This is a genomic window from Treponema sp. OMZ 855 (genome assembly GCF_024181145.1).
In the GTDB taxonomy this organism is placed as follows: domain Bacteria; phylum Spirochaetota; class Spirochaetia; order Treponematales; family Treponemataceae; genus Treponema.
Window position 1 is genome coordinate 858,554 of record NZ_CP051194.1, and the last position, 26,203, is coordinate 884,756.

Annotated in this window: 19 protein-coding genes and 1 tRNA gene; 13 read left to right on the forward strand and 7 right to left on the reverse strand. The window is 46.0% G+C overall.

What is annotated here, in order from left to right; genetic code table 11:
- Positions 1 to 190: 190 nt before the first annotated feature.
- The 3 genes from E4N65_RS03925 to E4N65_RS03935 all read right to left on the reverse strand — a co-directional run bounded on the left by E4N65_RS03925 (position 191) and on the right by E4N65_RS03935 (position 8,375).
- Positions 191 to 1,903 (reverse strand): ATP-binding protein, encoded by a 1,713-nt coding sequence (locus E4N65_RS03925; protein WP_253674128.1) that lies wholly within the window; start codon positions 1,901 to 1,903, stop codon positions 191 to 193.
- 74 nt (positions 1,904 to 1,977) lie between these two features.
- A complete protein-coding gene (locus E4N65_RS03930) occupies positions 1,978 to 8,061 on the reverse strand; it encodes an Ig-like domain-containing alpha-2-macroglobulin family protein (protein ID WP_253674129.1) in 6,084 nt (2,027 codons plus the stop codon).
- A gap of 240 nt (positions 8,062 to 8,301) precedes the next feature.
- Positions 8,302 to 8,375: transfer RNA gene (locus tag E4N65_RS03935), tRNA-Arg, on the reverse strand.
- 366 nt (positions 8,376 to 8,741) lie between these two features.
- Here E4N65_RS03935 and E4N65_RS03940 point away from each other — a divergent pair.
- Entirely contained in the window at positions 8,742 to 9,371 is a 630-nt protein-coding gene (locus tag E4N65_RS03940; protein WP_253674145.1) for a TlpA family protein disulfide reductase, read from the forward strand.
- Positions 9,364 to 10,167, forward strand: coding sequence for a cytochrome c biogenesis protein CcdA (locus E4N65_RS03945; protein ID WP_253674148.1), 804 nt, complete (start codon positions 9,364 to 9,366; stop codon positions 10,165 to 10,167). The genes E4N65_RS03940 and E4N65_RS03945 overlap by 8 nt, the downstream gene beginning before the upstream one ends.
- Positions 10,168 to 10,211: 44 nt before the next feature.
- Here the strand turns inward: E4N65_RS03945 and E4N65_RS03950 are convergent, their stop codons facing one another.
- Positions 10,212 to 11,123 carry a selenium metabolism-associated LysR family transcriptional regulator gene (locus tag E4N65_RS03950; RefSeq protein ID WP_044012968.1) on the reverse strand — a complete coding sequence of 304 codons (912 nt, stop codon included), beginning with the start codon at positions 11,121 to 11,123 and terminating at the stop codon, positions 10,212 to 10,214.
- A 28-nt stretch (positions 11,124 to 11,151) separates the two neighbouring features.
- Positions 11,152 to 11,970 (reverse strand): M23 family metallopeptidase, encoded by an 819-nt coding sequence (locus tag E4N65_RS03955; RefSeq protein WP_253674150.1) that lies wholly within the window; start codon positions 11,968 to 11,970, stop codon positions 11,152 to 11,154.
- A 124-nt stretch (positions 11,971 to 12,094) separates the two neighbouring features.
- Here E4N65_RS03955 and E4N65_RS03960 point away from each other — a divergent pair, with 124 nt between their 5' ends.
- Together E4N65_RS03960 and E4N65_RS03965 are read left to right on the forward strand one after the other, a co-directional pair.
- Positions 12,095 to 12,661, forward strand: coding sequence for a redoxin domain-containing protein (locus E4N65_RS03960; RefSeq protein WP_044012964.1), 567 nt, complete (start codon positions 12,095 to 12,097; stop codon positions 12,659 to 12,661).
- A gap of 305 nt (positions 12,662 to 12,966) precedes the next feature.
- Complete coding sequence (locus tag E4N65_RS03965; protein ID WP_253674152.1) at positions 12,967 to 14,271, forward strand: OmpA family protein; 1,305 nt, start codon at positions 12,967 to 12,969, stop codon at positions 14,269 to 14,271.
- A 134-nt stretch (positions 14,272 to 14,405) separates the two neighbouring features.
- On the opposite strand, the gene E4N65_RS03970 is transcribed toward E4N65_RS03965, so the two are convergent.
- Positions 14,406 to 14,681: a GNAT family N-acetyltransferase gene (locus E4N65_RS03970; RefSeq protein ID WP_044012962.1), complete on the reverse strand. Its 276-nt coding sequence runs from the start codon at positions 14,679 to 14,681 to the stop codon at positions 14,406 to 14,408.
- Between the two features lie 104 nt (positions 14,682 to 14,785).
- On the opposite strand from E4N65_RS03970, the gene E4N65_RS03975 reads away from it, so the two are divergent.
- From E4N65_RS03975 to E4N65_RS03990, 4 genes are read left to right on the forward strand one after another with little or no spacing between them, the layout of a single operon-like run.
- Positions 14,786 to 15,043, forward strand: coding sequence for a hypothetical protein (locus E4N65_RS03975; RefSeq protein ID WP_044012959.1), 258 nt, complete (start codon positions 14,786 to 14,788; stop codon positions 15,041 to 15,043).
- A gap of 23 nt (positions 15,044 to 15,066) precedes the next feature.
- Positions 15,067 to 16,038 (forward strand): TRAP transporter TatT component family protein, encoded by a 972-nt coding sequence (locus E4N65_RS03980; protein WP_253674154.1) that lies wholly within the window; start codon positions 15,067 to 15,069, stop codon positions 16,036 to 16,038.
- Between the two features lie 38 nt (positions 16,039 to 16,076).
- Complete coding sequence (gene dctP, locus E4N65_RS03985) at positions 16,077 to 17,108, forward strand: TRAP transporter substrate-binding protein DctP (protein ID WP_044012953.1); 1,032 nt, start codon at positions 16,077 to 16,079, stop codon at positions 17,106 to 17,108.
- Between the two features lie 15 nt (positions 17,109 to 17,123).
- On the forward strand, positions 17,124 to 18,950 hold the full coding sequence (locus E4N65_RS03990; protein ID WP_253674156.1) for a TRAP transporter large permease subunit: 1,827 nt from the start codon (positions 17,124 to 17,126) through the stop codon (positions 18,948 to 18,950).
- On the opposite strand, the gene pcnB is transcribed toward E4N65_RS03990, so the two are convergent.
- Positions 18,931 to 20,112, reverse strand: a complete 1,182-nt coding sequence (gene pcnB, locus E4N65_RS03995; protein ID WP_253674158.1) for a polynucleotide adenylyltransferase PcnB — start codon at positions 20,110 to 20,112, stop codon at positions 18,931 to 18,933. The genes E4N65_RS03990 and pcnB overlap by 20 nt on opposite strands.
- A gap of 127 nt (positions 20,113 to 20,239) precedes the next feature.
- Here pcnB and trxB point away from each other — a divergent pair, with 127 nt between their 5' ends.
- From trxB to E4N65_RS04020, 5 genes are all read left to right on the forward strand, one after another.
- Positions 20,240 to 21,193, forward strand: a complete 954-nt coding sequence (gene trxB / locus E4N65_RS04000) for a thioredoxin-disulfide reductase (RefSeq protein ID WP_253674160.1) — start codon at positions 20,240 to 20,242, stop codon at positions 21,191 to 21,193.
- A gap of 60 nt (positions 21,194 to 21,253) precedes the next feature.
- A complete protein-coding gene (locus tag E4N65_RS04005; protein WP_016524044.1) occupies positions 21,254 to 21,571 on the forward strand; it encodes a thioredoxin TrxA in 318 nt (105 codons plus the stop codon).
- Between the two features lie 122 nt (positions 21,572 to 21,693).
- Positions 21,694 to 22,167, forward strand: a complete 474-nt coding sequence (gene grdA, locus E4N65_RS04010) for a glycine/sarcosine/betaine reductase complex selenoprotein A (protein ID WP_253674162.1) — start codon at positions 21,694 to 21,696, stop codon at positions 22,165 to 22,167.
- 140 nt (positions 22,168 to 22,307) lie between these two features.
- Positions 22,308 to 24,728, forward strand: a complete 2,421-nt coding sequence (locus E4N65_RS04015) for a chemotaxis protein CheA (protein ID WP_044012938.1) — start codon at positions 22,308 to 22,310, stop codon at positions 24,726 to 24,728.
- Between the two features lie 17 nt (positions 24,729 to 24,745).
- A complete protein-coding gene (locus tag E4N65_RS04020; protein ID WP_052185570.1) occupies positions 24,746 to 26,086 on the forward strand; it encodes a CheR family methyltransferase in 1,341 nt (446 codons plus the stop codon).
- Positions 26,087 to 26,203: the final 117 nt, after the last annotated feature.

The window sequence follows — 26,203 nt, forward strand, 5'->3', positions numbered from 1 at the left end:
TCATATTTTAAACTCTGATAACGGAACCTGCTCCAATTATACAAAATCTTAAAGGTAATAGCAAGCTTTCTGAAGAGTTTGTTGTTATGAAGAGTCTATTTGGAAATGCCGTTAAGCCGCGAGTGCTCGGTGTCAGGCTGAGCAATAATCCGATCAGAGCCGTGATACACGATTATACTTTTATCCCGCATTACCCATGAGCTACCTGCCAGTCTTTAATCGTACGCTTTTGTTCATCAAATCCCACACCGATGAGTACCACCTTCTTTCCGTCCATCTGATATTTTGCTGCATATTCTTTCTCTTTTATCTGATTGAGTGCATCCTCTGCACTACCGTTACCGGTGAGCTTAAACTCAAAGAGATAGATTGTTTCTGCTGTCCACACAATACAATCCGCTCGTCCGGTCGAGCAATGCACCTCTGTCTGCACAAACTGCCCCATCAGCGCAAAGACCAGATACACTGCCGTTTGATAGTTTTGTTCCCGCAGCTTGCTCAAAGATGTACATCCGTGTACATCTTTGAGCTGCAAGTTTGCATGGCAAACTTGTTTCTGCATGGAACCATCGCCATCCATGGCGATTCTGATTGTGCGGTTTTCTTCGGTGAAGTTATCATACGGTATACCTGCTATGATCGACTTCATCCGTTCCATAAAAGAGTCAACTTTCCCCTCACGGATATCTTGTACAAACTGCCATATCGACTTGCCCGTATCACCGAGCGGTAAATCTGAATACGCAGGCAGTAGATTCTCTAAAAAGCCGTATCGTACTTCATCATTCGGAAAGCCGAGCTTATACAGCCGCGCTTCTTTGATATACCCTATAATCGTCAAGTACCCTGATTGAAACAGAATGGGTAAGGCATTTTCTGTCACGGCACGATACGTTTCCAACCCCGATTCATTGAGTTCGACATTACCGTCCAAATCCGGAATAAAATAATGAGCCTCTTTTAAGTAATTGACTAAGAATGTCGGTGTTCCCGTACTGAACCAATAGCTGCCGAAATCTTTCGCCTTAAATGCGCTTAAAAGACTGAAGGGGTTATACACATTCACACCGGCTTTTGCAAAGAGATACCCGTCATACTGCTTCTTCAAGGTTGCAAGCGTTTTACTTCTCGTCAAACCTTCTGCTATACTCAATGCTTCTATCTCAGGCTCAAAGTTCTGCTCAAGTTCCTGTTCAGTAATGCCGCATATTCCTGCATAATCATTGCGCAGGCTGATATCTTCAAGATTGTTCAAGTCGCTGAAAATACTGATCTTGCTGAACTTGGTAACGCCGGTGAGAAAAGCAAAGCGGATATATTGATCGCAGGTTTTAATCACGGAGTAAAAAGCTTTAAGGGTATTGCGGTATTGCTCATTGAGTGTTTCATTTACACCCATGGTTTGCAGCAAGGGTTTATCGTACTCGTCTACAAGGATGACTACTTGTTTGTGCGTCGTCTCGTATATCTGTTTGATGATTTCTTCAAGCCGTTGTGCTAAATCGCCTTGAGCAGGAGTTATGGCATATTTTTTTTCAAGCGGGGATAAAAAAAGCTCAATACGATTTATTAAGCTGTCAAGTGTATCGTACTGCCCCGTATTAAAATCAAAATAGAGTACCGGATATTCCTGCCATGTGGCTCTATTCTCTTGCACGGCGAGTTCTGCCTCCGCCTCTTCGAGATATAGACCCCTGAACAGCTCCTTTTGCCCGAGAAAATACGCCTCCAGTGTTGAAAGAAACAGGCTCTTTCCGAACCGGCGCGGACGGCTTAAGAAATAGACTCGACCGCTTTGTACTAATCGAAAAATATGGGAGGTCTTATCTACATAAAGATAGCGGTCTTCTCGTAAGACCTTAAAGCTCTGTATGCCGACCGGCAGTTTTCGTGAAAAGTTCATACCGGTATTATAGCACGGTTATTGCCGTTCCGCAATTTACTCAGTCTGATACGTTTATCCTGCCGGTATATCCATCACTTAATCACATACAGCACTCCGCCGCTTCGTCCGAAGATTTCGTTTTCGTACATACACTCGGCGGTTGCGGGCGGGCAGGGGAACACGCCGCGGCGGGCTGCGCGGAACTTAAAGCGTACCGTGGTGCCGCCTTTGTCCCAACTGTTCCAGAAATACTGAACTTCGTTGTCGTATATCTGCTGCTTACTTGGATCCCGCCAATCAGTCCACGACTCTTCCGTATCTTTTTCCTCGTAATCGTTTGATGCGGTGGTAACGAAGGCTGCGTCTAAAATTTCCGCGCCTGACGGAATGGGCGCCCGCAGTGCGACAAACGTATAGTCCTTTCCTGACGAGAGGCGGATTGCCATTTCGTAGGTTTTGCCGCTTTCGAGGGTGATCATCGAGCTGTTCTCCGACTCCGGCGTTACGATTGTATCTGCGGCAATGTCGCGGATAGTACAGGAAACACCGAGTCCCTCGTCGCGCGGCTGCCGGCGTTCCTGCGGTAGTGCATACGCAAGCGAGGCTGTGTAGTAGAGCTGTCCCGTACCGGTTTTGGTAAAGCGGAGCGGCAGCAGGGTATCCCGCTTTGCTCCCGACACCGGCTGTTCTTTAAAGGAGAACATTTGGAAAGCCGGTTTTGCTGCCGCTCCTTTGAACGCCGCGGTGAGCAGGTCTCCGCCGGGCAGTGACGCCGCAGCGGTGAGGTCGGTAGCATCAAGCTGTGCATACTGAATATATTCGTACACTGCTTCCAGTACGTGAGCGGTAGTTGCCGTATTTTGCCAATAGCCGCCCTTTTGACGCTGGAGCAGGGTGTACAGCACTGCCCGTACCGCATCCTCGCGGCTATGGTCGGGCGCCGCTTTTACCAAGCTTTGCAGAATAAGCGCTAAGTCGAGGGAAAGGTCGTTCCCGTACCAGAAACGGTAGCCTTGTAACGGCGGTACCGCGAGCGATACGCTGCGGGTGGTAAAGCGGCAGGAGTTTATAATCCGTTCCGTGCACTTCGCCGCCTTCGCTGCATCTCCGGCGCGGTTCCGCTGTGTGTAGGTTAAGCTTAGCAATGCAAGGGCAGCAAGATCATTCGGCTGCGCGGTGTGGTCTTCCAGCTGAGGAATGACACGTGCCTGAACTGCCGTCAAAATGCTCTCATCAAAACCGGCGTTGTTCATTGCCAGTACAAAGCAGGCGTAGGCTTGTAAGTACGGCGAGAGTGCTTTCCTATTTACAAGCAGCTGCGAGCGAATATAGTCGGTCAGTTTTTTTGTATTGACGGCAATATCATCTTGGCTGTATCCGCGCTGCTGTGCGGCGGCGCAGATATGCGCAATCCGTAAACTGACATAAAAGTCCGTGTCCCAGCCGCCCGGCCAGTAGGGGAAGCCGCCTTCGGACGTTTGTTCCCACGCCCATGTCGCCATCGTTTTTTTGACCGTGTGCCGGACATTTGGTACCTTACTTTTAAGCGAGAATACGTCGATGTAGTTTTCAAACAGGACGAGCGGCAGAATACGGGCGGACTGCTGTTCCATGCAGAGGAACGGATAGTCGAATACGTAATCGATAGCCGATGACAGCGCGCCGAGTCCGCTTGAATCCAGCGTCAGACTGAGCGATCCGGTATTTTCATCTGCCATAGACGGAATGATCAGCCCCTCGGCTGCTTCGCGTTCATCTTTTGCAATAGCGCCGGTTGAAGTTACGGTTTCAAAGACAAAGGGTCGTTCGATAACGAGCGGCTGAATCAGTTTTTCTTTGAGCGCATCGGAAGAAACGGTAAACACCGCCTCTACCGTGCCCGCCTTTACCGCTGCAATGTCAAAGTAGACCGCCGCTTGCTGCCCGCCTGCAACCGTAACCGTATGCGTTGTCTCTCCGTCGATAAAGGCGTTGTCTGTCACTGTGCGATCGCCGGCAGTATCGGCCGTACCGTCTTGTGTCTGAGCAGCACGAACCGAGGCTCCTACCGTAATGGTGTGAGCGCGGGTGTCCACATTGGAAATGAGGACGCCGCATTCTGCCGTATCCCGTTCGCGGAGGCGGCGGGGCATAACCGGCAGGATGTTGACGGTGTTCTGCACGGTAATCTCTTCTTCGTGCAGGGCAAAAAGGTCGGTATGTGCTCCGACGGCGGTAAGCCGGTAGCTGGTCAGCGTATCCGGCAGCTTAAAGGTTGCCGTTACCTTGCCGTTTGAATCCGTCTTTAAGATGGGGATGAACACCGCAGTCGGGTTAAAGTCACTGCGTTCCGTTTCATCATCTCCTTTTCCGCCGTCCGAATCGCCGCCTGCAAGGGTTTTCGCTTCTTCCATAACGGGATCCATCAGCCACGCGCGGGAATCTCCGCCGATGACGCCGAGTTGGAAATTATCGGGATCATAGAAGAAATCAAGCGGATTGGGCACGTGATAATCTATTAAATCGAGGACACCGCGATCTACGGCAAGCAGGGTGAGTTCCGCATTGGCGAGCGGCTTACCGCCTCTTGTTGCCGTCAGCGTAACGGTTGCTTCCTCTCCGGGCTTGTACACGGACTTATCCGCGGCGAGTTCGACGGAGAATGCTTTGACGCGGGCATTTACAAAGATTGGCGTCATACCGAAAATACCTTTCGGCTTATCAAGGTCAAGTTCACCGTGCTTGTGCTGCGGCTCCTTTGTCCGTACCGAATAGGACGACACCGCGACATACACCACGGGAATATAGTTGCTTGCGACGGGAATTTCCAAAACTTGAGTATTTCCGTCGAGTTCGCGGACTTCCTCCGTAAAAATACCTTCGCGCTCCACCGTGATGAGGTATCTTCCCGCAGGGAGCGGGCTTTGCATCAAAATGCGGGCGGTGTCGCCGGGGTTGTACAGCGATTGATCGGGCGTTAGGCGCACGGCATCTTCATAATCGCGATCCCAAAAGCTCGCGCCCGATCCGGTAACGTAGAAGCGGTAATCGGTTTTGAACGTACGCCCTGCAGTATCTGTTCCGCTCATGCTCAGAATATATGAACCAGCATTTTTCGGTGTTACCTGCACCGTTCCCTTTGCAGCGGGTTTCACGGTTGCCGTATGCTCGGTGATGTTTTCTTTTTCGTAGTTTGAGTAAATGCTGCCGCCCGAGCCGCGCTCCTGTACGAGCTTCCAGTTTTCCCTGATCAGCTCAACGGTAAAATCTCCCGCGGCCGGTTTGGTGTCGCTAAGCGGATTGCCGTCGGGGGAGGCGAGGATGAACGGGAATGTGAGCTTTTGTCCCTTTTGCGCAAAGCCGGTAAGGTTTTCAGGCCGTGCAAGCCCGATGTAGAGCGCTGCCGGATGCACCATAACGGTATTCCGTGCGGAAATTTGCTGATTGCTGATGTCGGTTATCGAAACCTCGGTACTGTAGCGATAGGGGAGACCGATAATGCCTTCCGAAGCCGCCGCTTGGCAGGAAAGTTCCGCCGTACCCGTGTTCGACAGTTTTCCGGAAAACGATGCAACATGATCGATACCATAGCCCGATACTCCGAACTGATAGTCCTTTAATGCCGCATGGTTAGGGCTGAAAGAGGCGCCTTGCCGCATCCAGCTTCCGCTATATGCAGCCTTGCCAAGCCCCCCGCCCGAAAGGTACGAGGCGGATACTGCCGCTTTGATAGTATCTCCCATGATGATCGGCTGTTGCGGCATAGTTACTTCCGCCTGAAATTTCAGCTTTTCAAAATATGCGACGGTGATGGGGCATTCCTGCGTCCGGCTGTTTGCATCGTCAGTCCGCCGGTAGGTCAGGCTGTAAGAGCCGGGTGCTAAATCTTCCGGTAAGTCGAATGCTCCCCAAAAGCTCCCCGAATCGGTACAGGTGCCTTCTTGTTCTGCAACGTCGACCTCATCTCCTTCCGATGAATAACCGGATAACGTAACGATGTACTGACCCTCGTACGGAGTAAAGGTACTGAACATTTGTGTGCGGTCGATACCTCTGAACGAAACCGTTTCTCCGGGTTTATACAGCCCTCTGTCCGAAAAGAGGAATGTCCGCTGGTGTGTTTCTGCAATCTCTTGCGGATTTGCTGCGTACACATCGAAGCGCCACGGGCTGTGGGTATGCGGATAGAAAACAGCTTTATCTCCGTCTTTTTCTACAAATACGGCAGCATAATTTTTCGCGTTGCGGAAGAAGCGGATACTGTTACTTCCGTATGGAAGGACGGCAATCCCTTCTTTATCGGTGGTGCCGGAGGCAAAGGGTTCTTGCGCACCTTCTTCGGGGCTGACCGCTTCATCCTTATCGGTTTTTGCGTCGTACAGGTATACCGAAGCGCCTTCAACGGGTTCCCCTGTCGAGAGCTTAGAAACCAGCACGACGGTTTTATTGAGCGCGGAACGGACGGTAATGCCGATGTCCGTTACCTGCACGGTCGAAGTTCGGTAGCTGACACGCGGCTTGTTATTCCGCTGAGAATAGGGCGGGAGTGTTATTTCCGAATCGATGCAGACAAAGCCCTTGCCATTTTCAAGGTAGGGGTCAAGGTCGGCGAGTTCAAATAGCCGTTTATTCCGTACGGAAGCATCTAAGGTCTTTGCCTTTGAACGATCGTATGCCTCTCCCCATAAGTTCAGATCAAGCGGGTTGTCGGTTTTTGCGATTGCATAGCTCGACGGGGAAAGAATATTTTGATATTCAAACAGATATTTATGCGGATACGCCGCTTCCAGCATCAGATGCCCCGTATCGGTATATTGCACAAAACTCGGCGCATCGGGAACGGTAACCGTATAGGATGCGGCGGAGGCAAGAGCTCTGCCGTAGGTGTCCTTTATGCCGTTTTGCACGGTAACGGTGTATGTTTCTTGGGGCGCAACCGGTAAGCCGTGAATCAGCACGGTTGAATAGTACGATTCTGCATTGTGCACTTCGATATTTTTTTCACCGAATGTAAGCGCCGGTTTTATGGAAATATTGTTGAGTATGGTCTTTTTATCCACCGGATGGGAGAACCGGAGGGCTATCGGGTTTTTATAACCGTAGTCGTTATGATAAACCGTTGCGTCCTTGCAAGTAAACGGCTTGAGCGTATGGTATTGCGCCGTGGTGAGGGATCCGTCCGGACGTTTTGCCGCTACGGTAACCGTTGCATTAAAGGGGATTTTGCCGTCGATGTTCACCAATACGTTAAAGTCGTTTTTCCCTTCGAGGCGGGTAACGGTAGCACGGTATGGAACCGCTTGTTTCCCTGCTTCCTGTACCGATACGGAAAGAATCGATTGCAGTTCGGCAGGCTGTACCGGATAATTGAAGCTGAGCTGCACATCGTTTGCCGCTTCCGGAATCAGGTTGTCGGTGTTGATCGGTATCCACCGGTCTGAGTTTTTCCGCAGCATATAGCCGGGCTGAGAATAGGTGATGCGGAGCACTTCGCTGGTAACGGTGAACTGTCTTTTCCCTTTTATTTGTTTTCCGTTGAGCGCCCGTACGCTGTCTTTAACGGTTATCGTGTATTGCTGTCCGGGTTTAAGGCTTTCTTCAGGTTCAAAAGCAAGGTACCGCGAGCCGTACCAGCGGAATATGCCTTTTACGGCTGGACTAATCGATAGGTATGGGGACTCCGTTTCCGGTTTGCCGAGGGCGCCGATTGCCTTAACCGGCAGCGAGAACACGACGTAAAAGGACGGCGAGGTTACCGCCGCGGGAATCTTGCCTTTCGGTCCCCAATCGGCAACCGTGAGCGCTCCGCTCTGCGGAAGGTCGATGGTTTCCGCTATGCCTTTCGTTTGCTCGCCGGTCTCTGCCGTCACTTGAGGCGTATAGGTGGTTTTGTATGCCGTAAGCGCCCGTACTCCGGGAATAACCGAGACATCTTTTGCCGATGATTGCGGCGCGGGCGCTTTAAACGCCGGTATCTTGGAGTTCTGTTCGGGTTCGGGCGTTTCTATTGCATACTGCGGTAAAAACTGCTTTTCAAAATCCGAAATATTCGGATCGTTATACTTGCGCTGCGTCTGTTCTTGCAGCTTTGCGATATACGCTTTTTGATTCGCATCGCCCGAACTTGAACCTTTGCCGCAGCCGGCGATAAGGGCTGCCAGGGTTATAATCATTAAAACAATACCGGATTTTTTCATCGCTCTTTGTACTCCATTCAACTCATCAGTAGTTGGGACACTTAAAAACTAAAGGTTTATAAATGCTTCTATTATTATACAAGTATTATACAAGAGCCACAGTGAATATACAACACGGTATTTCACGGCTATTGGGATAATCGCCCGAAAGAAAATTTTGAGTTGATTATTTGTGCAGATGAAAGGTAAAAAAGATAATATGAAGTATCTTTGCTATCGGAAGTCGGTGGGATGATAAGATGAGACCGGCGGGATTCGAACCCGCCACCTACTGCTTAGAAGGCAGTTGCTCTATCCAAATGAGCTACGATCTCTTGAACTCGCAGTGTTCACTGCAAATATGCTATATGTATACAATAGGAGTGAAAAAAAGTCAAGGTTTATTTTCAGCCGCTGAAATAGCGCGGCTGAAAAACGCTGCGAGTTTGCTTACGCAAACATCGCTTATTGACGTGTGCGCTATCGCGCACGAATTCAACGGTCTCAAAAATTGATATTTTGTTCGACTGTTGAATTTTAAGGAACCTATCGTGCAAACGCATCAGACTGTTTCTAGTAGCCCCAATTATTTTGCACTTTTGCTCTACTCTACCTAATGCATTTGCCCTGCTGCTGAATTATTTAATTAAAAATCATTCCGAATATTTGACTTCTTGGCGTAAATATACTATTTTGTGTGCATGAAAATATTATCTTTATGTCTCGTTTTTAGTATTTTTGCGTTCGGCTGTTCCGCGAAACAAGCGCAGGCCGCCGCTCCTGTTACAACGCCGGATTCGAGGGCTCAGTCAAGCGCCGCTGCTTCTGCGGCAGTGCAGACCTCTGCAGCTCAACATACCGATCCGGTCTCGGCGCTCAGTTCGCTTGGGTTTTATGTGTATGACCAGCCGATTGATCTGCCGATAGCGGCACCCATACCGGCACTTAAGGGTGAGTCTGTCAAAGTGAGCGATTTTACCGGTAATATCACGCTCCTGAATTTTTGGGCGACATGGTGTCCGCCGTGCCGTGCCGAAATGCCCTCTATCGAGCGCCTATACAAGCAGATGAGCGGTACAAACTTTCGGATTGTTGCCGTCGATGCCGGTGAGCATCGTTCACAGGTGGCATCTTTTATCGAAAAAAATAAGTATACATTCCCTATCTATTTGGATGAATCGAACGAATTGTCGTCCATCTTTGCGGCACGCGGTCTCCCTTCTACCTATCTGGTTAATAAAGAAGGAAAGGTTATTGCTGCGCGTATCGGGGCGATGGAATATGACCAAGCGGAATTGATAAAACTGCTTAAGGAACTGGCTGATGGGTAGTGCCTCTCTTCCCGGCCTGTTCGGGGCTTTTTTTGCAGGACTGCTTTCATTTTTGAGCCCATGCGTCTTGCCGCTCATTCCGGTTTATCTTTCGTTTATTTCCGGTGAATCTTTGGCCGAAATCCGTGAAGGCGGCAGCGGCCGTATGCGCCTTTTTCTGCGAAGTGTCAGCTTTGTGCTTGGGTTTACGGTGGTGTTTGTGCTGCTTGCAATCCTATTCGGTACGGGTGCGCGCTTTATCGGCAGTTCCGTACCGCGTATGATTATGCGGGGGGCAGGGGTGCTTGTTATCCTGCTCGGTCTTAATATGCTCTTCGATTTTATCCCTTTTTTACGCGGAGAGATAAAAGCACAGGCGCCGAACACTGCTGCAAGTTTTTCAAAGGCTTTTGTATTCGGTATGTTGTTCGCCGCAGGATGGAGTCCCTGTATCGGGCCGATATTGTCGTCTATTCTGCTCTTTGCGGCTCAGGCAGGTAATATCGCAAAAGCCGCCTTTTTGCTTGGGGCGTATTCGCTCGGGCTTGGAATTCCTTTCTTGTTGGTAGGGTTGTTTTTTGATAAAGCGGAACCGGTGTTGCAGTGGTTCAAGCGGCATACGCGCGGAGTTAAGATAACTGCCGGATTGCTGATTATCTTCTTCGGTATATTGATGGTAACTGCCGGTTTAGCGAGTATTACAACCTTCTTTGTAAAGATAGGCTATGCGCTTGAAGAATATGCGCAGACGGGAACTCCTCCGTTTAGCACTATTGCCGGTGTACTTGCCCGCTGGCTGCTGTTCCAAGGTGTTTAAGGATTGTTTAAGCTCAAGGGCATCCTTAAAAGAGAGAGAGGCCCTCAACTTTTTGAAAACTTATTTTGAGAGTATTCAAGAGCGCAGTTTAAAAACTCCTGCAAATATGCCGGAAGCGTAATCTTTTTATTCCATACAAGATAAAGATCGCGGTATCGGTGCGGTATATGCTCAAGAGAGAATGCAAGCAGTTCTCCGCGGTCAATCATATCGTCTACGGCAATTTTGGAAATAAATGAAGTGCCTGCTCCCTGTGCAACGAGCCGCTTTATCACTTCGATATTGTTAATCGAGGTGATAATATGGAGCGATTCTATAGAAATATTTGCAGCGTTGAGCATGAGTTCCATATTTTGCTTTACCGCAGATCCGCTTTCCCGTACGATGAGCGGTTCCTGTGCGAGCCGCTTTAAATCAGGCTTTGTCTGCTGTAAAGCCCGATAATAGGGAATATTGGGTGTGATAAAGACAAACTCATCCTGATAAATCGGCCGGAATTCGCAGTTTTCATCATCGGTTTTCATGCCGACAATTCCTGCATCGACCTTTCGGGCGGAAATCCTCTTAATCGTTTCGTAGCTGTTTTGTTCTTCTACTTGAATAAGAATATTGGGGTGGTCTCTTCTGAACCGGCTTAATATAAAAGGGAGAATATAGCCCGTCGGAATGGTAGATGAGCCGAGCCGTACTATCTTTCGGTTTGGATTGATAAACCGATCGATAAGCGACGAACGCTGTTGCAGCAAATCTTTTGCTTCGCGGTAGAGTATTGTTCCCTCTTCCGTAATTTTCAGCTCCCGCGTGGAACGGATAAACAGCGGCGTGTCGAGTTCTTCCTCAAGCTGCTTAATGTGCAGGCTGACCGTCGGCTGCGAAATATTCAGTTCTTCCGCCGCTGCAGAAAAGCTCAGGTTTTCGACCAGCTTTACAAATACTTCAAGGTGCTTGAATTCCATATTTTCTCCAACGGGTAACTCTACGGTTTTATTTGCCGCGCGGAGCCTTTGCAGGATCAAGCGGTTTATTGTTTGCGTATACCATAAAATAAAGACGCGGTGTACCGGTGAGGGAGTCTGCGGCAAGAGTACCGAGTTTTTGACCGACGGTAATGTGCGCACCCGCTTGCGGGAGTATCTGTGCCAACCCTCCGTATACATAGACGTGTTTTGTTTTTGATTGAATAAAGATGACCTGCCCGTATCCTCGGTGCGGACCGATTGAAATGACACGCCCCGAAGCGATAGCTTGTACGGGAGCATTCGCTGTCGAATCGATAGCAACGCCGTAGAGTTTCCCCGAAAGATACGAAATATCGACAACGGAAACCGGCCACAGCAGGTTTTTATCGATTGATTTTTTTACGTAAGAGCGCGGATCCTCCCATGAAGCTTGAGCATTTTGTTGAGTGGTCGCAGTATTTTTGGGAACTGCAGCAACGGCTGTTTTTTCTCTTTCCGGCACAATCAATATTTTTCCGACTTTTAAGACGGCAGAGTCCGAAAGACTATTCGCTTTCCTCAGTGCTTCGACAGTAACGGAGAATTTTTTTGCAATACTGTAAAGTGTATCTCCTTTTTGTATTGTATATGTTTCGGGAATATAGATTTTTTGCCCAACCGTAATTTTCCCCGCATCGCTAATGTTATTCCGCTCTAGGAGGATAGCAACCGGCACCGAGTACTTGCGGCTGAGTGCATAGAGCGTTTCGCCTTTCTCCAAGATATGGAGCGTATCTGATGAATGGACGGAGAACACCGCAAGAGAAAAAATAAAAAAATAGATGGAATAACAACGCTTAGACATACTCGCCTATAAATATCGGTTGATTACGTAAAAAACTCAATACCATGATTAGTGCGTACTAGACATTTAGAGGGGCTTTCATTATCATCGTAACGATTATTATTTCAAGTTATAGGAGCATTTTATGGAAAATTTAATCGGAACAAAGATTATTGATTTTACCCTGCCTGCCTACTGTAAAGGAAAGTTTACCACGGTATCAAGTAAATCGTTGTTGGGTAATTGGTCTGTGTTTATGTTTTATCCCGCAGACTTTACATTTGTGTGTCCGACCGAATTAGCCGATTTAGGTAAGCTGTATCCCGAATTTCAAGAAATCGGATGCAAGGTATTTTCCGTCTCTACCGACAGCGAGTTTGTACATAAGGCATGGGCTGATGCAAGTGCAACAATCAGTGCTTTACCTTATGAAATGATTGCCGATAAAGCGGGTGTGTTTGCTGCTTCGTTGGGCATCCTTGTACCTGAAACATGGGTCGCACTCCGCGGTTCTTTTGTCATTGACCCTGACGGTATCATTAGAGCGTATGAAGTACACGATAACAGTATCGGTCGCGATGCTTCCGAATTACTGCGCAAGGTTCAAGCTGCTCAGTTTACTGCCGCACACGGCGATCAGGTATGTCCCGCAAAATGGCATCCCGGTGAAAAAACGCTGTATCCTTCTATTGACTTAGTTGGAAAAATCTAAAAGCGGCTGCTTGCAAACCTCTAAAAACTCAACGGTTTTTAGAGGTTTTTTATATATAACGGGTGGTGAACATTCAATTCACCTGCACTGTCAGCTTTGAAGCAAATGGCAGGTGTTCATTATCTGGAGGGCTTGAAAAAGAAAAAACCCTGTAGGCAAAAGGAGGAAAAAATCCTACAGGGCAACTGTAAAGGAGGTACATTGAATACTCTTTGATAGTACGTATCGCAATATACACCACTTAAACAGACAAAAAAAGAAAGGTTACATATTTACAAAAAATTATGAAAATATTAGGGTACGGTATGCAATTACTTTTTTCTTTTTCCAGTACTATGAACAGGCTCAAAAATCCTTCTCGGATGCGTTTTTCACGCCTTCTCTTTTTGGGCATTTTTTTTGTAATAGGAGGATTATCTCCGCTGCATGCCGAAATCTTCCGGTTCAACTTTAGGGATGGGGATACCTACCGAATCAATTCTACCGTTACTGAAGATGTGTACTTGAACGGGCAATTTGCGCATCAGGCTTATATCACCAACCGTGTTACCGTGGAAGTGTCGGATGTTCAACCGGCATCAAACGGACAGCCTTCCTCCGCGCTTCATACCTGTACTTTTATGACAAGTGAGCAAAACAGCAACAGGACGTTCTCGTGGGGACGCGAATATCCGAGCGTATTCCGCCGAGATGAGTTCGGTATTTACACCATCGATGAACAGTATTTTATGCCAGTGGTGCGGAATGTGCCGGTTTTCCCTCAGCATGATGTAAAAATAGGGGAAAGTTGGCAGCACACTGCAAGCGAAGCACACGATCTGCGGGATAACTTTAATATTCAAAAGCCTTTTGTCGTTCCTATCGACGTTACTTACACATATAAAGGTCTTGCCGAGCATGAAGGAAAAACCTATCAATTAATAGAAGTAAATTATGATCTTTATTATGATATTCCATTAAAAAATATCCAGAATAAAAGAAACGGAAGCGCAACATTGCCGATGCTGTATCCTGTCCGTACCATGGGCTATTCTAAGCAACGCCTCTATTGGGATAGCAATGCAGGTATGCTCCCCTATTATGACGAAGTATTTACCATCATGATGGAGTTAAACACGGGGGCGGTAATAGAATATCGCGGTACCGCACAGGCTGAAATTACGATGCTGCAGCGTATGAACAAGGAAAAAATAGCGGAAATGCTCGATAAACATATCCGGGATATGGGTATTTCGAATACAACCGTAGAAAAAAGTGATGAGGGGATCACGATAAGCCTTGAAAATATTCAATTTGAACCCGATTCGGCACGACTTCGTCCGTCCGAAAAAGAAAAGATTGAAAAAATAGGAAAGCTGTTGAGCGCATATCCCGATTATGAGCTATTAATTTCGGGACATACGGCGCTGGCAGGTACGGCTGAAGCAAGGCAGGTGCTGTCTGAGCAACGGGCAGCGGCTGTTGCAAATTATCTGGTAGAACTCGGTGTAAGAGAACAACACCATGTTTTTACACGCGGGTTTGGTGCGGAAAAACCGATTGCGCCTAATACTACGGAAGCGAACCGAGCACGGAATCGCCGTGTTGAAATCACGGTGCTGGAAAAATAACCGATATTTTCCGCACTGTCCTGCCGCTTAAGATTGTAGAGCATCTCTAAAAGCTATACCTGAGTTTTTAGAGATGCTCATTAATATATCTTGGAGCTCTACAACTGCCAACATATTGTGACAGTCGTTGAATTTTAATGTGCGACTAAATCCGCGTATTCCGAATGTTTATTGAACCAATCAGCTGCATACGAGCATTGAGGCCGTATTTTTTTTCCGTTCTTTTGAGCATAGTCTACGACTTCTTTAACAAGTTTACCGGCAACGCCTTGACCTCTCAACGAATTATCAACAAAGGTATGGTCGAGGCAAACCGTCGAATCACTCTCCTGCGGGAAGGTAACCTCGGCAATAACTTTTCCGGTATCGTTTTCGGCATAAATTCTATTTTCTTGGCGTATAAACTCCATCGTATTCTCCTTGCGGAAAGCAGTATGCCATAAAATAGAAAGAAATTTCAATATGTCTAGCTATCATATTGCATTCAACGATAAAAACTTCTATAATCAGCTTTATGTCCGAGATTGTTGGCTGGGAAGATAAAAAATATCAAGAGGTTTTCGATGATGAAACCCGTCTTCTTGTCAGGCGGAGAGCTGCCGATCAAAGCTGCTCCATCGACGATATACAAGGTATCCTCGACTCGCTCTATGTTTTTGATGGTAATAATGCTACAGGACGGAGTTCCGTGCAGCAAATCGTGCTTTCTGCAACCATCGCCGCTTATGAAGCCTTTATTCATCAATGGCAAAAAGAATTAACCCTTAAATAAAGACCGAGAAGGAGAGACTTCCGATGAATGTGAATTTGAAAAAGACATACGTTTACCTAATGGGATTATTTCTGCTTTTGAGCGGCTGCTCTATTAAACGTATGGCTTTCAACGGTATTGCAAATACCCTTGCACCTTTCCCTGCACCGAAAAGTGATGCTTCGGGAGGAATTGATGCTGCGGCAGCCCTCATCGGTGAAGATGATGTAAAGCTAGTCTCGGAAGTGTTTCCGACAGTATTAAAAATGTACGAAACATTGCACCTCAGTAATCCCAAACACCGCGGATTGGCCGTTATGTCCGGTTCTCTCTATATCATGTATGCGAATGCTTTTGTTCAAACCCCTGCCGATTACATCCCTGAAACGCAGTTCCAAAAAAAGAATCTTGAGTATTTGCGTGCGAAAAAATTTTATCTCCGCGGAGCCGATTATGTGATGCAATCGCTTGACACCGCTTACAAGGGATTCGCAGAAGCGATGGCACATTATACGGAAGACAAAAGCGCTGCTTTCCTTACACGTTGTAAAGCCGCTGATGTTGAATCGCTGTATTGGGCAGGCTGCGGTATTCTTGGGGCGTTTGCTCTTGATCCGATGGATACGGATGTGTTTACCTCAGTGCCGGGTGCCGTTGCAATGCTTGAGCGGGCAGCAGCGCTTTACCCTGGATTTAATGCCGGTGCTATTTGGGAGACTCTTACGGCCTTTTATGCTGCTGCTCCTGAATCCTTGGGCGGAGGTGCAGATAAAGCGGAAGATGCATATCAGAGAACGCTGGAGTTGAGCGGCGGGCAGCGGCCGTCGGTATATGTCCTCTATGCACAGACCTTTTGTATTCCTGCACAGGACAGTGCCGGTTTTGACGAGGCCTTACGCAAAGCATTGGAAATTGATTCTGCAAACCAGCCGAATAATAAGCTTACTATCACCCTCAGCCAAGAAAAAGCTCGATGGCTGCAAAAAATGAAAGGTGATTACTTCTTAGGTGATTGATTTACCTGTGTATCAGTTATATTCAAGGAGAAGATACTGTGAGAAAAATTTTGACACTCTTTGTTACATTGTTTATTGCTTCAACGGCTCTTGTCAGTGCTGAAGAAATCGTATTAAAGATAGCAACCGTTGCTCCTGCCCGTTCTCCATGGGACATTGAGCTTAAAAAAGTTGCAGAAGAATGGAATCGTATTACCGACGGACAGGTAACGGTAAAAATCTATAATATGACAACCCTCGGCGGAGAAAAAGCCGGTATTCAAAAACTCAAAGCAGCGCGCCCCGGGCAGCAGGCTCCGTTGGATGGAGCAATTTTTACCATGATCGGTTTGCATGAATTAGTTCCCGATGCTTATATCTATACACTTGCACTTCCATTTTTACTCCAAAATCAGCAAGAACTCGATAAAGCACTCAGTGTATACGGTAAGAAAATAGAATCAAGAATTAACGCGGCCGGTTATGAATTGGTCGCATGGTCGAATGTCGGATGGCTTTCTTTTTATACAAAGGAACCCTACCAAACACTCGGCGAATTAAAGAAAATAAAATTGGCAGTCGCCGGTTTGGATAGTCCTATTTTAAGTGATAGCTTTAAACTGAGCGGCTTTAACGTAGTCGATGTACCTACGCAAAAATTCTCTCAAATGTTGAAAAGCAAGAACGGTATCAGCGGTTTTTTTGCCGTGCATCTTTTAGCCTATGTCGGAGGGTATTACAAAGATATAAGCTATGCGCTTGATACAAAACTGTGTCCTATTATGGCTGGTTTTGTTATTTCAAAAGCTTCATGGAATAAAATTCCTACGAAATATCATGCTGCGATGAAAGAAGCAATGGAAAAGGCAAGAAAACGTCTCAACGATGCACTTGATGATTCGGATGCCGACTGTGTACGTAAAATGGAAGCAAGCGGGGTTACGATGATTCGTCCTTCTAAGGAAGAACTGAAGAAGTGGGAAGAAGAGTTCAGTGTGAATATTAATGATATCCATCGGGCATTTCCGAATGCATTTGATATGGAGATGTATCAAAATATCCAAAAACTCATTGCTCCGATGCGTAAATAACTGTACGATAAGAATATGAGAAAGACTGTCAATATATTCGTACTTTTTCTGGTTGGTATATTAGTCGTATTGCCGATTATATTTTTTTTCATCAGCGATGTCGGCGGTATTCCGGTGTTGGATGGAGAGCGGCTGGTTATTCATACCGTCTTTATTTTTGCGTGCTTTGCGGGTATGATTACCAGCGCAGATCACAAACAGTTGAATATCGAGGTCTTTAATCTTAAACTGTCCGATCGGCTTAAAACAATTGTCAGCCAAATCAATAACGGTATAACGGCAGCCGTTCTTACGGCAATCTTTTTTGCTTGTTTCCCGAATATCTTAGTTGTCATAGACGCTTCGGATCTTTTATGGGGGCTGCCGGTACGGTTTATCTTTGCCGCGCTGCCGTTGATGTTTTTTGCCCAGCTCTTTTTATGTTTTAAAAAGCGCGGTTCTCTTGTTTCCTCTTTGGTAGGACTTGCCGCCGGTTTGTTTATCAGTTCCGGCTCTATTGCTGTTATTGTATATACGCTCTTAGAAAAAGACATCCCGTTTTTTACTGCCTGCGCCTCATTTTGGCAGTCTTTGAGTGCTCCGTTGATGTTGCCGCTCATTCTGGGACTTATTGCCGCAGCTCTTTTCGGCTTACCGCTTTTTATCGTATTGCTTGGAATTACCTATACGGCATTCAGCCAAGGCGGCGGGTATGTCGATGTGATTCCGCTGGAAATGTATCATATTTTAACGGATACAAGTATCGCGGCAATTCCGCTCTTTACCATTGCAGGCTGTTTGCTCGCAGAAGGAAGTGCCGGAAAGCGGTTAATGGAGCTTGTCCGTAACAGTGTCGGTTGGATTCGGGGTGGAGTGGTTATTGCTTCAGTACTTGTGCTCACTTTTTTTACCACTTTTACCGGCGCATCGGGCGTAACTATTTTAGCACTCGGTCCGCTGATCAGTGTTATTTTAACCGGAAACGGCTATTCAAAAGATGATTCCGAATCGCTTATTACCGCTTCCGGCTCGCTTGGTATCCTTTTCCCGCCCAGTATGGCAATTATTATCTTCGGCGTAACCAATATTATGACCATTGATATCTTCGATGTGTTTAAAGGAGCAATTTTGCCGGGGCTCTTGCTTACGTTGTCGATGATTGTTATCGGTGTAATACGCGATCGTTCAAAAGCACGGATACCGTTTTCATGGGCTGTACTGAAAACAGCGTTCTTCGGCAGTTTTTTTGAGCTGTTGCTGCCGGTGTTTATTATCGTTCTCTATTTTTCAGGGCTTTTCTCGCTCCTTCAAACCGCTGCTTTCACTGTGCTTTATACCTGTGTATTGGAAGTTGTTATTCGCCGCGATTTTTCATGGAAAACGGCTGCTGCTTTTGTATTGAAAAGTATTCCTGTCGCCGGCGGAGTTCTTATTATCATCGGTGCGGCGAAGGGATTGGCCTATTATTTGATTGATGCAAATATACCGGCAATTTTAACGGACATCGTGCAGACGTATATACACTCAAAATATGTATTTTTGCTGCTGTTAAATGTACTGCTGCTTTTTGTGGGCTGTATTATGGATTTATATTCTGCGATTTTGGTTGTTTCGCCGCTTATTATGCCGATTGCCGAATCCTTTGGTATTCATCCTATCCATACTGCCGTTATTTTTTTGATGAACCTTGCACTCGGTTTTTTAACACCGCCCATTGGGATGGATTTATTTATCGCGAGTTATACGTTCAATAAGCCGATTGTTAAGATAGTAAAGAATATTCTCCCCTTTCTCGGTATTCAAAGTATTATTTTGTTGCTGGTTACGTATATTCCGTGGCTGACTACCGCTTTGCTTCGGTAGGAGAAGATGCGGTTTTTCGCTTTCCCGATACCCGCCCGCCTTGCTTTGCAGGAGTATTTTGGCGTATTGCGCCTCGTGGGCGGCGTTTAGGGGCTTCTTTTGTTTTTGCCGTACCGGTAAGCCGTATGTCCAAGCCGCCTTTTCTGAGACAGTATTTTACTGCATATTCAAGCTCAGTTCGTTGCGGATTCATCGGCAGGACAAAATGGCGGCATTCGGCATATACCGCCTTATAAACCGCCCGCGGTTCTTCTTCCCAATCGGTAATCAGTTGTAAAAAATCACGGATGAGGTATACCAATGCTTGTCCCTGCCGCTGAATTTTGTGTTCTGCAATTAATCCGTCAAGCTCTTCCATACTTGCAAAATAGTGTTCGGAAAAATGGGGCGAATCTTCAATAAATGAAAATGCCGAAGGCTGTAAATAGAGAAAGAGCCGATAATGCAGAAGCATTTTAAGAATCTCTGCTGCATGACCGCTCATGAGGATTTTGCTTATTTCCTCGGTTAAACGGGAAGGCGAGGTGTATTCAATAAGCGGTGCATCGCGATGAATGCGGCAGCGGAGTAGCAGCGGGATTGCTGCTCCGGTAATGGTTGCGTATTTGACGGCACGGAGCATCCGCACCGGATCTTCTGCAAAGATATGCGACAGATTGATAATCGGGTGCAGCTGTTTTTTGCGGATATCTTCCACACCGCCGACATAATCGACAATAATATTTTTTATCGGATCATAGTAGAGCGCATTTAAAGTAAAATCACGGCGTTGTACATCTTCGTCGATAGTACCGAATGCATTGCCGACGGAACCTTCTTCGATTGAGCGGAAGGTAGAAACCTCATATATTTTAGAACCATAAAAAATATGCACCAACCGAAACCGCTTCCCGATGAGCCGGGAGTTTTTAAAAATTTTGCGGATACGGGCAGGTTCTGCCGATGTAGCAATATCAAAGTCTTTCGGCGTTTTCCCAATTAGTAAATCACGGACAGCGCCGCCGACAATATAAGCCTCATAACCTGCGTTATGCAGCCCGCTGATGATACGGATAGCCTCGCTGTCCACCTTACGAGGATCGATAGAGTGTTCCGTTGCCGTATATATAAGCGCTTTTGATAGCTTTTTATTCGTATTATTTCGAGTATACCTTACTAACATTACAACGGTGTATTGTGCCGTGAATTTTCAATTCTGTCAATCTGATATGCGGCATCGGTTACGGCTCTGATTGCACCTAGCCAAAAGATATTTTTTGTGATAAATTGCTTCAATCATGGGGGAACCAATGAGTGAAAAGTATGATTTGATAATCGTTGGCGGCGGTCCGGCAGGAATGGCTGCCGGAATTTATGCTGCACGTTCAAAATTAAAGACCGTTGTTTTGGAACAAAAACGGAATACGGGCGGTCAGTGTTATATTACCGAAGAAATTGAAAACTATCCCGGCTTTCCTGAGGCAACCGGTCCGTCTCTCAGTGAGGCTTTCCATAAGCATGCCGAAAAGTTCGGTGTCGTATTTGTAAATACGGGAGCTGAAAAACTTGAAAAAAGCAATGACTCTCTCCATTATATCGTGCATGGAACCAATGGTACCGACTATGAAGGTCTTGCTGTTTTGATTGCAACCGGCGCTGGTGCTCGTACCCTTGGGTGTAAAGGTGAAAAAGAATTCAGCGGGAAAGGTGTTTCCTACTGCGCTACGTGCGATGGAGCTTTCTTTGAAGAATGCGAAATTGCTGTTGTCGGCGGCGGAGATGCGGCCGTTGAAGAAGCTATGTATCTGACAAAGTTTGCCGATAAGGTAACCATTATCCATCGCCGTGATGAATTGCGGGCAGCTAAGTCTATTCAAGAAAAAGCATTTGCCAATCCTAAGATGGCTTTTAAGTGGAATGCTGTTGTAGATGAAGTATGCGGCGACGGACTTGTGTCTCACTTAAAACTTCGGGATACGAAAACCGGAGAAATTTCCGATTTTAAAACCGAAGGTTTATTCATATTTATCGGGCATGATCCCGAGACTGAACTGGTAAAGGATATGGTGAAGCTTGATGAGGCGGGATATATTATTACCAACGGGCGAATGGAAACCAATGTGCCGGGCATTTATGCCGCCGGTGATGTTATCCGTAAAGAATCCAGACAGGTGGTTACTGCAGCGGCTGACGGTGCATTAGCCGGAATTTGGGCAGGTAACTACATTGACGACATAAAAGCGCGTCAGAAACTTTCAAAGTAGTATAAGGAACCCCCGCTTGTTGCCATGGAGCTTGAGCGGCGGCGTATAGGAGGGCTAAAAATGGTTGAATTAACAAAAGATTCATTTGAACAAGAAGTGCACGGATCAAAAGGTGTTACACTGGTTGATTTTTGGTCTCAGTCGTGTGTACCGTGTAAGCAGTTGATGCCTGACGTTCATGCAATGGCAGAGCGCTATACCGGGAAGGTGAAATTCTGCTCATTCGATATCGGTCTCGGACGCAGAGTCGCGATGAAAGAGCAGGTACTTGGTTTGCCTTCAATTCTTATCTATGTTGACGGCGAAAAGAAGGAGCACCTTACCGGTGAAGGTTTAAACGCAAAACAGATTGAAGATACGCTTCAAAAGTATCTGTAAAGCGCTTAGCCTAATTAATAGTGAAATATCAGGGAGAATATCTCTCTTGATAGATATGGGGAAACTCCGAAAAATCCAAGCAGGTTTTGAGAAGTTTCGATAATTTCCTTGGAGGGTATGCTATGGAATTAAAAGGCAAAAAGGTCATCATTATCGGTGACCGCGACGGCATTCCCGGGGAGGCCATAAAGCTTTGTGCTGAGACGGCGGGCGCTGAAGTTGTTTATGCGGCAACCGAATGCTTCGTCTGAACAAGCGCAGGCGCAATGGACTTGGAAAACCAAAAGCGGGTTAAAGATTTAGCTGAAAAGTACGGTTGCGAGAACACGGTAGTGCTTCTCGGCGGTGCCGAAGCTGAATCCTCAGGTCTTGCCTGTGAAACCGTTACAAACGGTGATCCTACTTTTGCAGGTCCGTTGGCAGGAGTCTCGTTGGGACTTTTGTGTTATCATGTGGTTGAACCGGAAATCAAAAATCAAATAGATCCTAAGGTCTATGAAGAACAAATCAGTATGATGGAGATGGTTCTTGATGTTTCTGCAATTGTCGCGGAAGTCAAAGAATATCGTGAGAAATACTGTAAGTTTTTGAAGTAAAAAATACTGCAATAAAAGCGTATCGGTTGCCATCTGTTAACCGGTACGCTTTTATAATAAACCTTCCTCAATCTTAAATTAGAATAAAATTCGTATAACGAGACCTTGACTAATCTTGAAAAGCAATTAGAATTATTGCTATGAGTGATTATCTGGATATCAATAATGAAGAGTTATTGAAAGACTTTTTTAGTGAAGCAGAACAGCAGGTAGAGCAGCTGGAAAGTAATATTCTTGTTATTGAACAGGATCCTACCAATAAAGAAGCTATTGATGAGATTTTCCGTGCGGCTCATACTTTGAAAGGCGGCTCTGCAACCGTTGAAATGAGTGAATTATCCGGTTTCACTCATGCCGTAGAAGATTTGCTTGATGCTATCCGGTCGAATCAAGTTACAGTTACAGAGGAAACCATTGACCTTTTGTTGCATTCTTTGGATATAATCAAGGATATGCTTGCAGCAAGATCTAATGGTGAGGTATATAGCCAAGATGTGTCTGAAACGGTTACAAAACTGCGGTCGTATATCCCTGATAAGAAAGATACTAAAAAAGCTGCTGCAAAAGCTTCTCCGCCCAAGCCTGCCGTTTCTAAGCCGGTAGCGCAGCCTCAAGCAAAAACTGTAGCTTCCGGCGACGAAGATGCCGTCGATCCGGCATCTTTACTTTCCGAATATGAAATCCTTGAATTACGCGAAGCGGTACCCGCCGGAAATAAGGTGTATGCCATTCGAGTGCAGTTTGATGAATCAAGTTTAATGAATACCGTTGGTGGTATTCAGGTGTTTGCAGCTTTAAAGCAATCTGCGATGGTGCTTAAAACCATTCCCGATTTTGATGCACTCTATGAAGATGAATTTCATTCTGAAGTTCTTTATTATGTTGCGTCAACGGCAAGCGAAAGTAGTTTGCTATCGATTGCAAATATTCCCGATGTGACGCTTAATGCAGTAATTGACGAACTAACCTTTAGTGCCGAAGGGAGCGCTTCAAAAACAAAAGCTTCAAAACCAGAAGAGCCTGCTCCAGCTGCAGAAGTACAGCCTGCTCCTGACACAGGATCGAAAGCTGAAACGCCACAGCCGGAAGCGTCCGCTCCTGCCGTGCAGGGAGATGCAGGGCATCCGAAAAAAGCTCCGGCCGCAGCCGCAAATGCCGCCCACGCATCGGGGTCGGTACTGCGCGTTGACGCAAAGCGTATTGACTACTTACTGAACTTGGTCAGCGAGACGGTTATTACCAAAGCATCACTTAACCAAAGCGCAATGGAGTTTAATGAGCTGTATGCGCTTTTCCAAAATGCGAACGGTGAATATAAAGATCGAATTCGTAAACTTTTGGATAAATTCCCGTCTTATCTTGAGAAGCTTCAACAAGGAGCAGATTTAAATACTATTAAGAAGGAACTTGCAGCAGATTATGCCGGTATGTTTGAGCTTTTTAGTCAGTTTGAAACATCCATGAAATATTCGGTTACTAAGTTCCGTTCTTCCGCACAAAACTTGGGACGTATTTCAGGTGAGTTGCAGGAAGGGGTTATGAAAATCCGTATGGTTCCCATCAGTCAGATTTTCAGCCGCTTCCCCCGCGTTGTTCGCGATCTTTCTAAATCGTTAAATAAGAATATCCAGCTTGTAATCGAAGGTGAAGATACCGAATTGGATAAATCGGTAGTCGAAGATCTTCTTGATCCGATTATGCACTGCGTGCGTAATTCGATGGATCATGGTATTGAAACTCCTGAAGAGCGGAAAGCACTCGGAAAATCCGAGCAGGGAATACTTTTGCTGAGAGCGAGCAATGAAGGTAACATGATTGTTATCGAAGTTGTTGATGACGGCAAAGGTATCGATGTTGATGCTGTAAAGGCAAAGGCCGTTGAACGTGGTCTTTTGCATCCGGGAAAAAATCTCACGGATGTTGAGGCATATCAGCTGATCTTTGCACCGGGTTTTTCAACTTCAAAAACGATTTCCAGCGTTTCGGGACGTGGCGTCGGGTTGGATGTCGTTAAGACGCATATAGAAAAGCTCAACGGAACCGTTACAGTCGTTTCGGAAAAAAACAGGGGAACCCGTTTTACTATCAAATTGCCGTTAACGCTTGCAATTATCCAAGGCTTGCTGATACGTGTCGGCGAAGAAGTGTATTCTATCCCGATTACTTCCGTTATTGAAAGTCATCGTGTGCGCAGTGAAGAAATTAACCGTATTGACAGTTATGAAGTATTTAATGTTCGCAATGAAGTTATCAGTTTGTTGCGGTTGAATAGGCTGTTCGGTGTTCCTTCTGCAGAAAAGGGCGATGACGGTCATCATTATATCGTTATTGTCGGAACAGCTGAAAAGAAAGTTGGATTAATGGTCGATAGTCTCATTGGTGAAGAAGATGTCGTTATTAAGCCTTTAAAAGATCAGTTCACCAATTCTCCGGGAATTGCTGGCGCTTCAATTCTAGGAGACGGTTCCGTTTCATTGATCATCGATGTCGGGCAATTACTTGATTTGGGCTTAAAACAGGAAATGCATGCCCGTGAACGGCGCGAGGCTTCCATCTGGTAAAAGGGGATTAAATGACTATGGAAAAAACCGAGTTGAATGCAAGCATAAATGAAGAACTGCAGGATGAGTATATAAGCGAACCTCTTTCGGTTATCGATTTTAAGATGATAACTTTTTCCCTCGCAGAAAAGGATTATGCAATCGATATTATGAAAGTAAAAGAGATAGCAAAAGCCAATAATTTTACTTATGTGCCGAATACAGCTCCTTTTGTACTTGGGGTATATAACCTGCGCGGTGATATCATTCCTATTATTGACTTGCGTATTTTTTTCAATATTCCGATTAAGCAGCGTGCGAAGGATACCGTTGAAAGTATGGTTATCATTAATGTTGATGATCAGACGTTTGGTATTGTTGTTGACCGGATTGATAAAGTAGTCGGTGTTTCAAAAAATACTATTCAACCGCCGCATCCTATTTTCGGTGATATAAATATTAAATATATTTATGGGGTTGTAGAAAATTCCGGGCAGTTGTATATTCTATTAGATGTCGATCGTATTTTTGCTTCCCGTACCGTAACGGAAACAAAAGAGACCGTTGCCGAAAGTGAGGCGCTGCCGGTTGACAATTCTGCGAAGCAAAGTCCTGGAACAGATGTTGCTCAATCAAATGATGCGCTTGATATCCGTTTTATTGGAGATACGCTTGCCGCTCTCGGTCAGTTCTATCCTTCTCCCGTCAATGCTGCATGGCTGGAAAAACGATACTATGAATGGCGGGATATGCGGGTCGCTTCAAGCATCCAAATACAATCTGAAGACCAAGCACGGGAGTTTTTGAGTAATTTTCTTTCGCCTAATACACGGCGCTTTTGGTCTGATTCATATATGAATACGGTATTGGCTGCCTTACCCGATAATGATGCGAAGATTATTACCGTTTGGAATGTCGGTTGTGATTCGGGATATGAGACATACAGCCTTGCGGTACTGTTGAAGCAAAAATATCCCCGCGCTGCAATCAGAATTTATGCCAATGATGCTGACTTGTTGGCTATTTCTAATGCGCCGATGCTGACTGTCCCTGAAGATCAGGTGATCAATAGATTTAAACCGTATTTAGTCAAAGGGGTAAATGATTCATATAGCTTCAATCAAGAAATAAAAGATATGATCTTGTTTGAATACCATGATTGTTTGCACCAAAATACCCTGCCGGATGTTGATATTATCCTTGCTCGTGATGTATTATCATTTATCAAAACGGAAAAGCAAAGCATCTTATTGGAAGAATTTAGGGATAAACTGAAAACAACCGGTGTTGTTATCTTGGGTGCAAATGAAATGATGCCGAAACAGAGCGGATGGATGCGGCAAGTGATGGGGGATATAACTACTTTCTCACGAGAGTAGATTGTAGCGGATAATCGAAGATCGATATCGATTTTTGATTATTGATAAACAGAGGGCTGGCAGCTGTTTGATAAACGGTTGTCATGCGCAGTTTGTATAAAACTGAAAACGGACCTC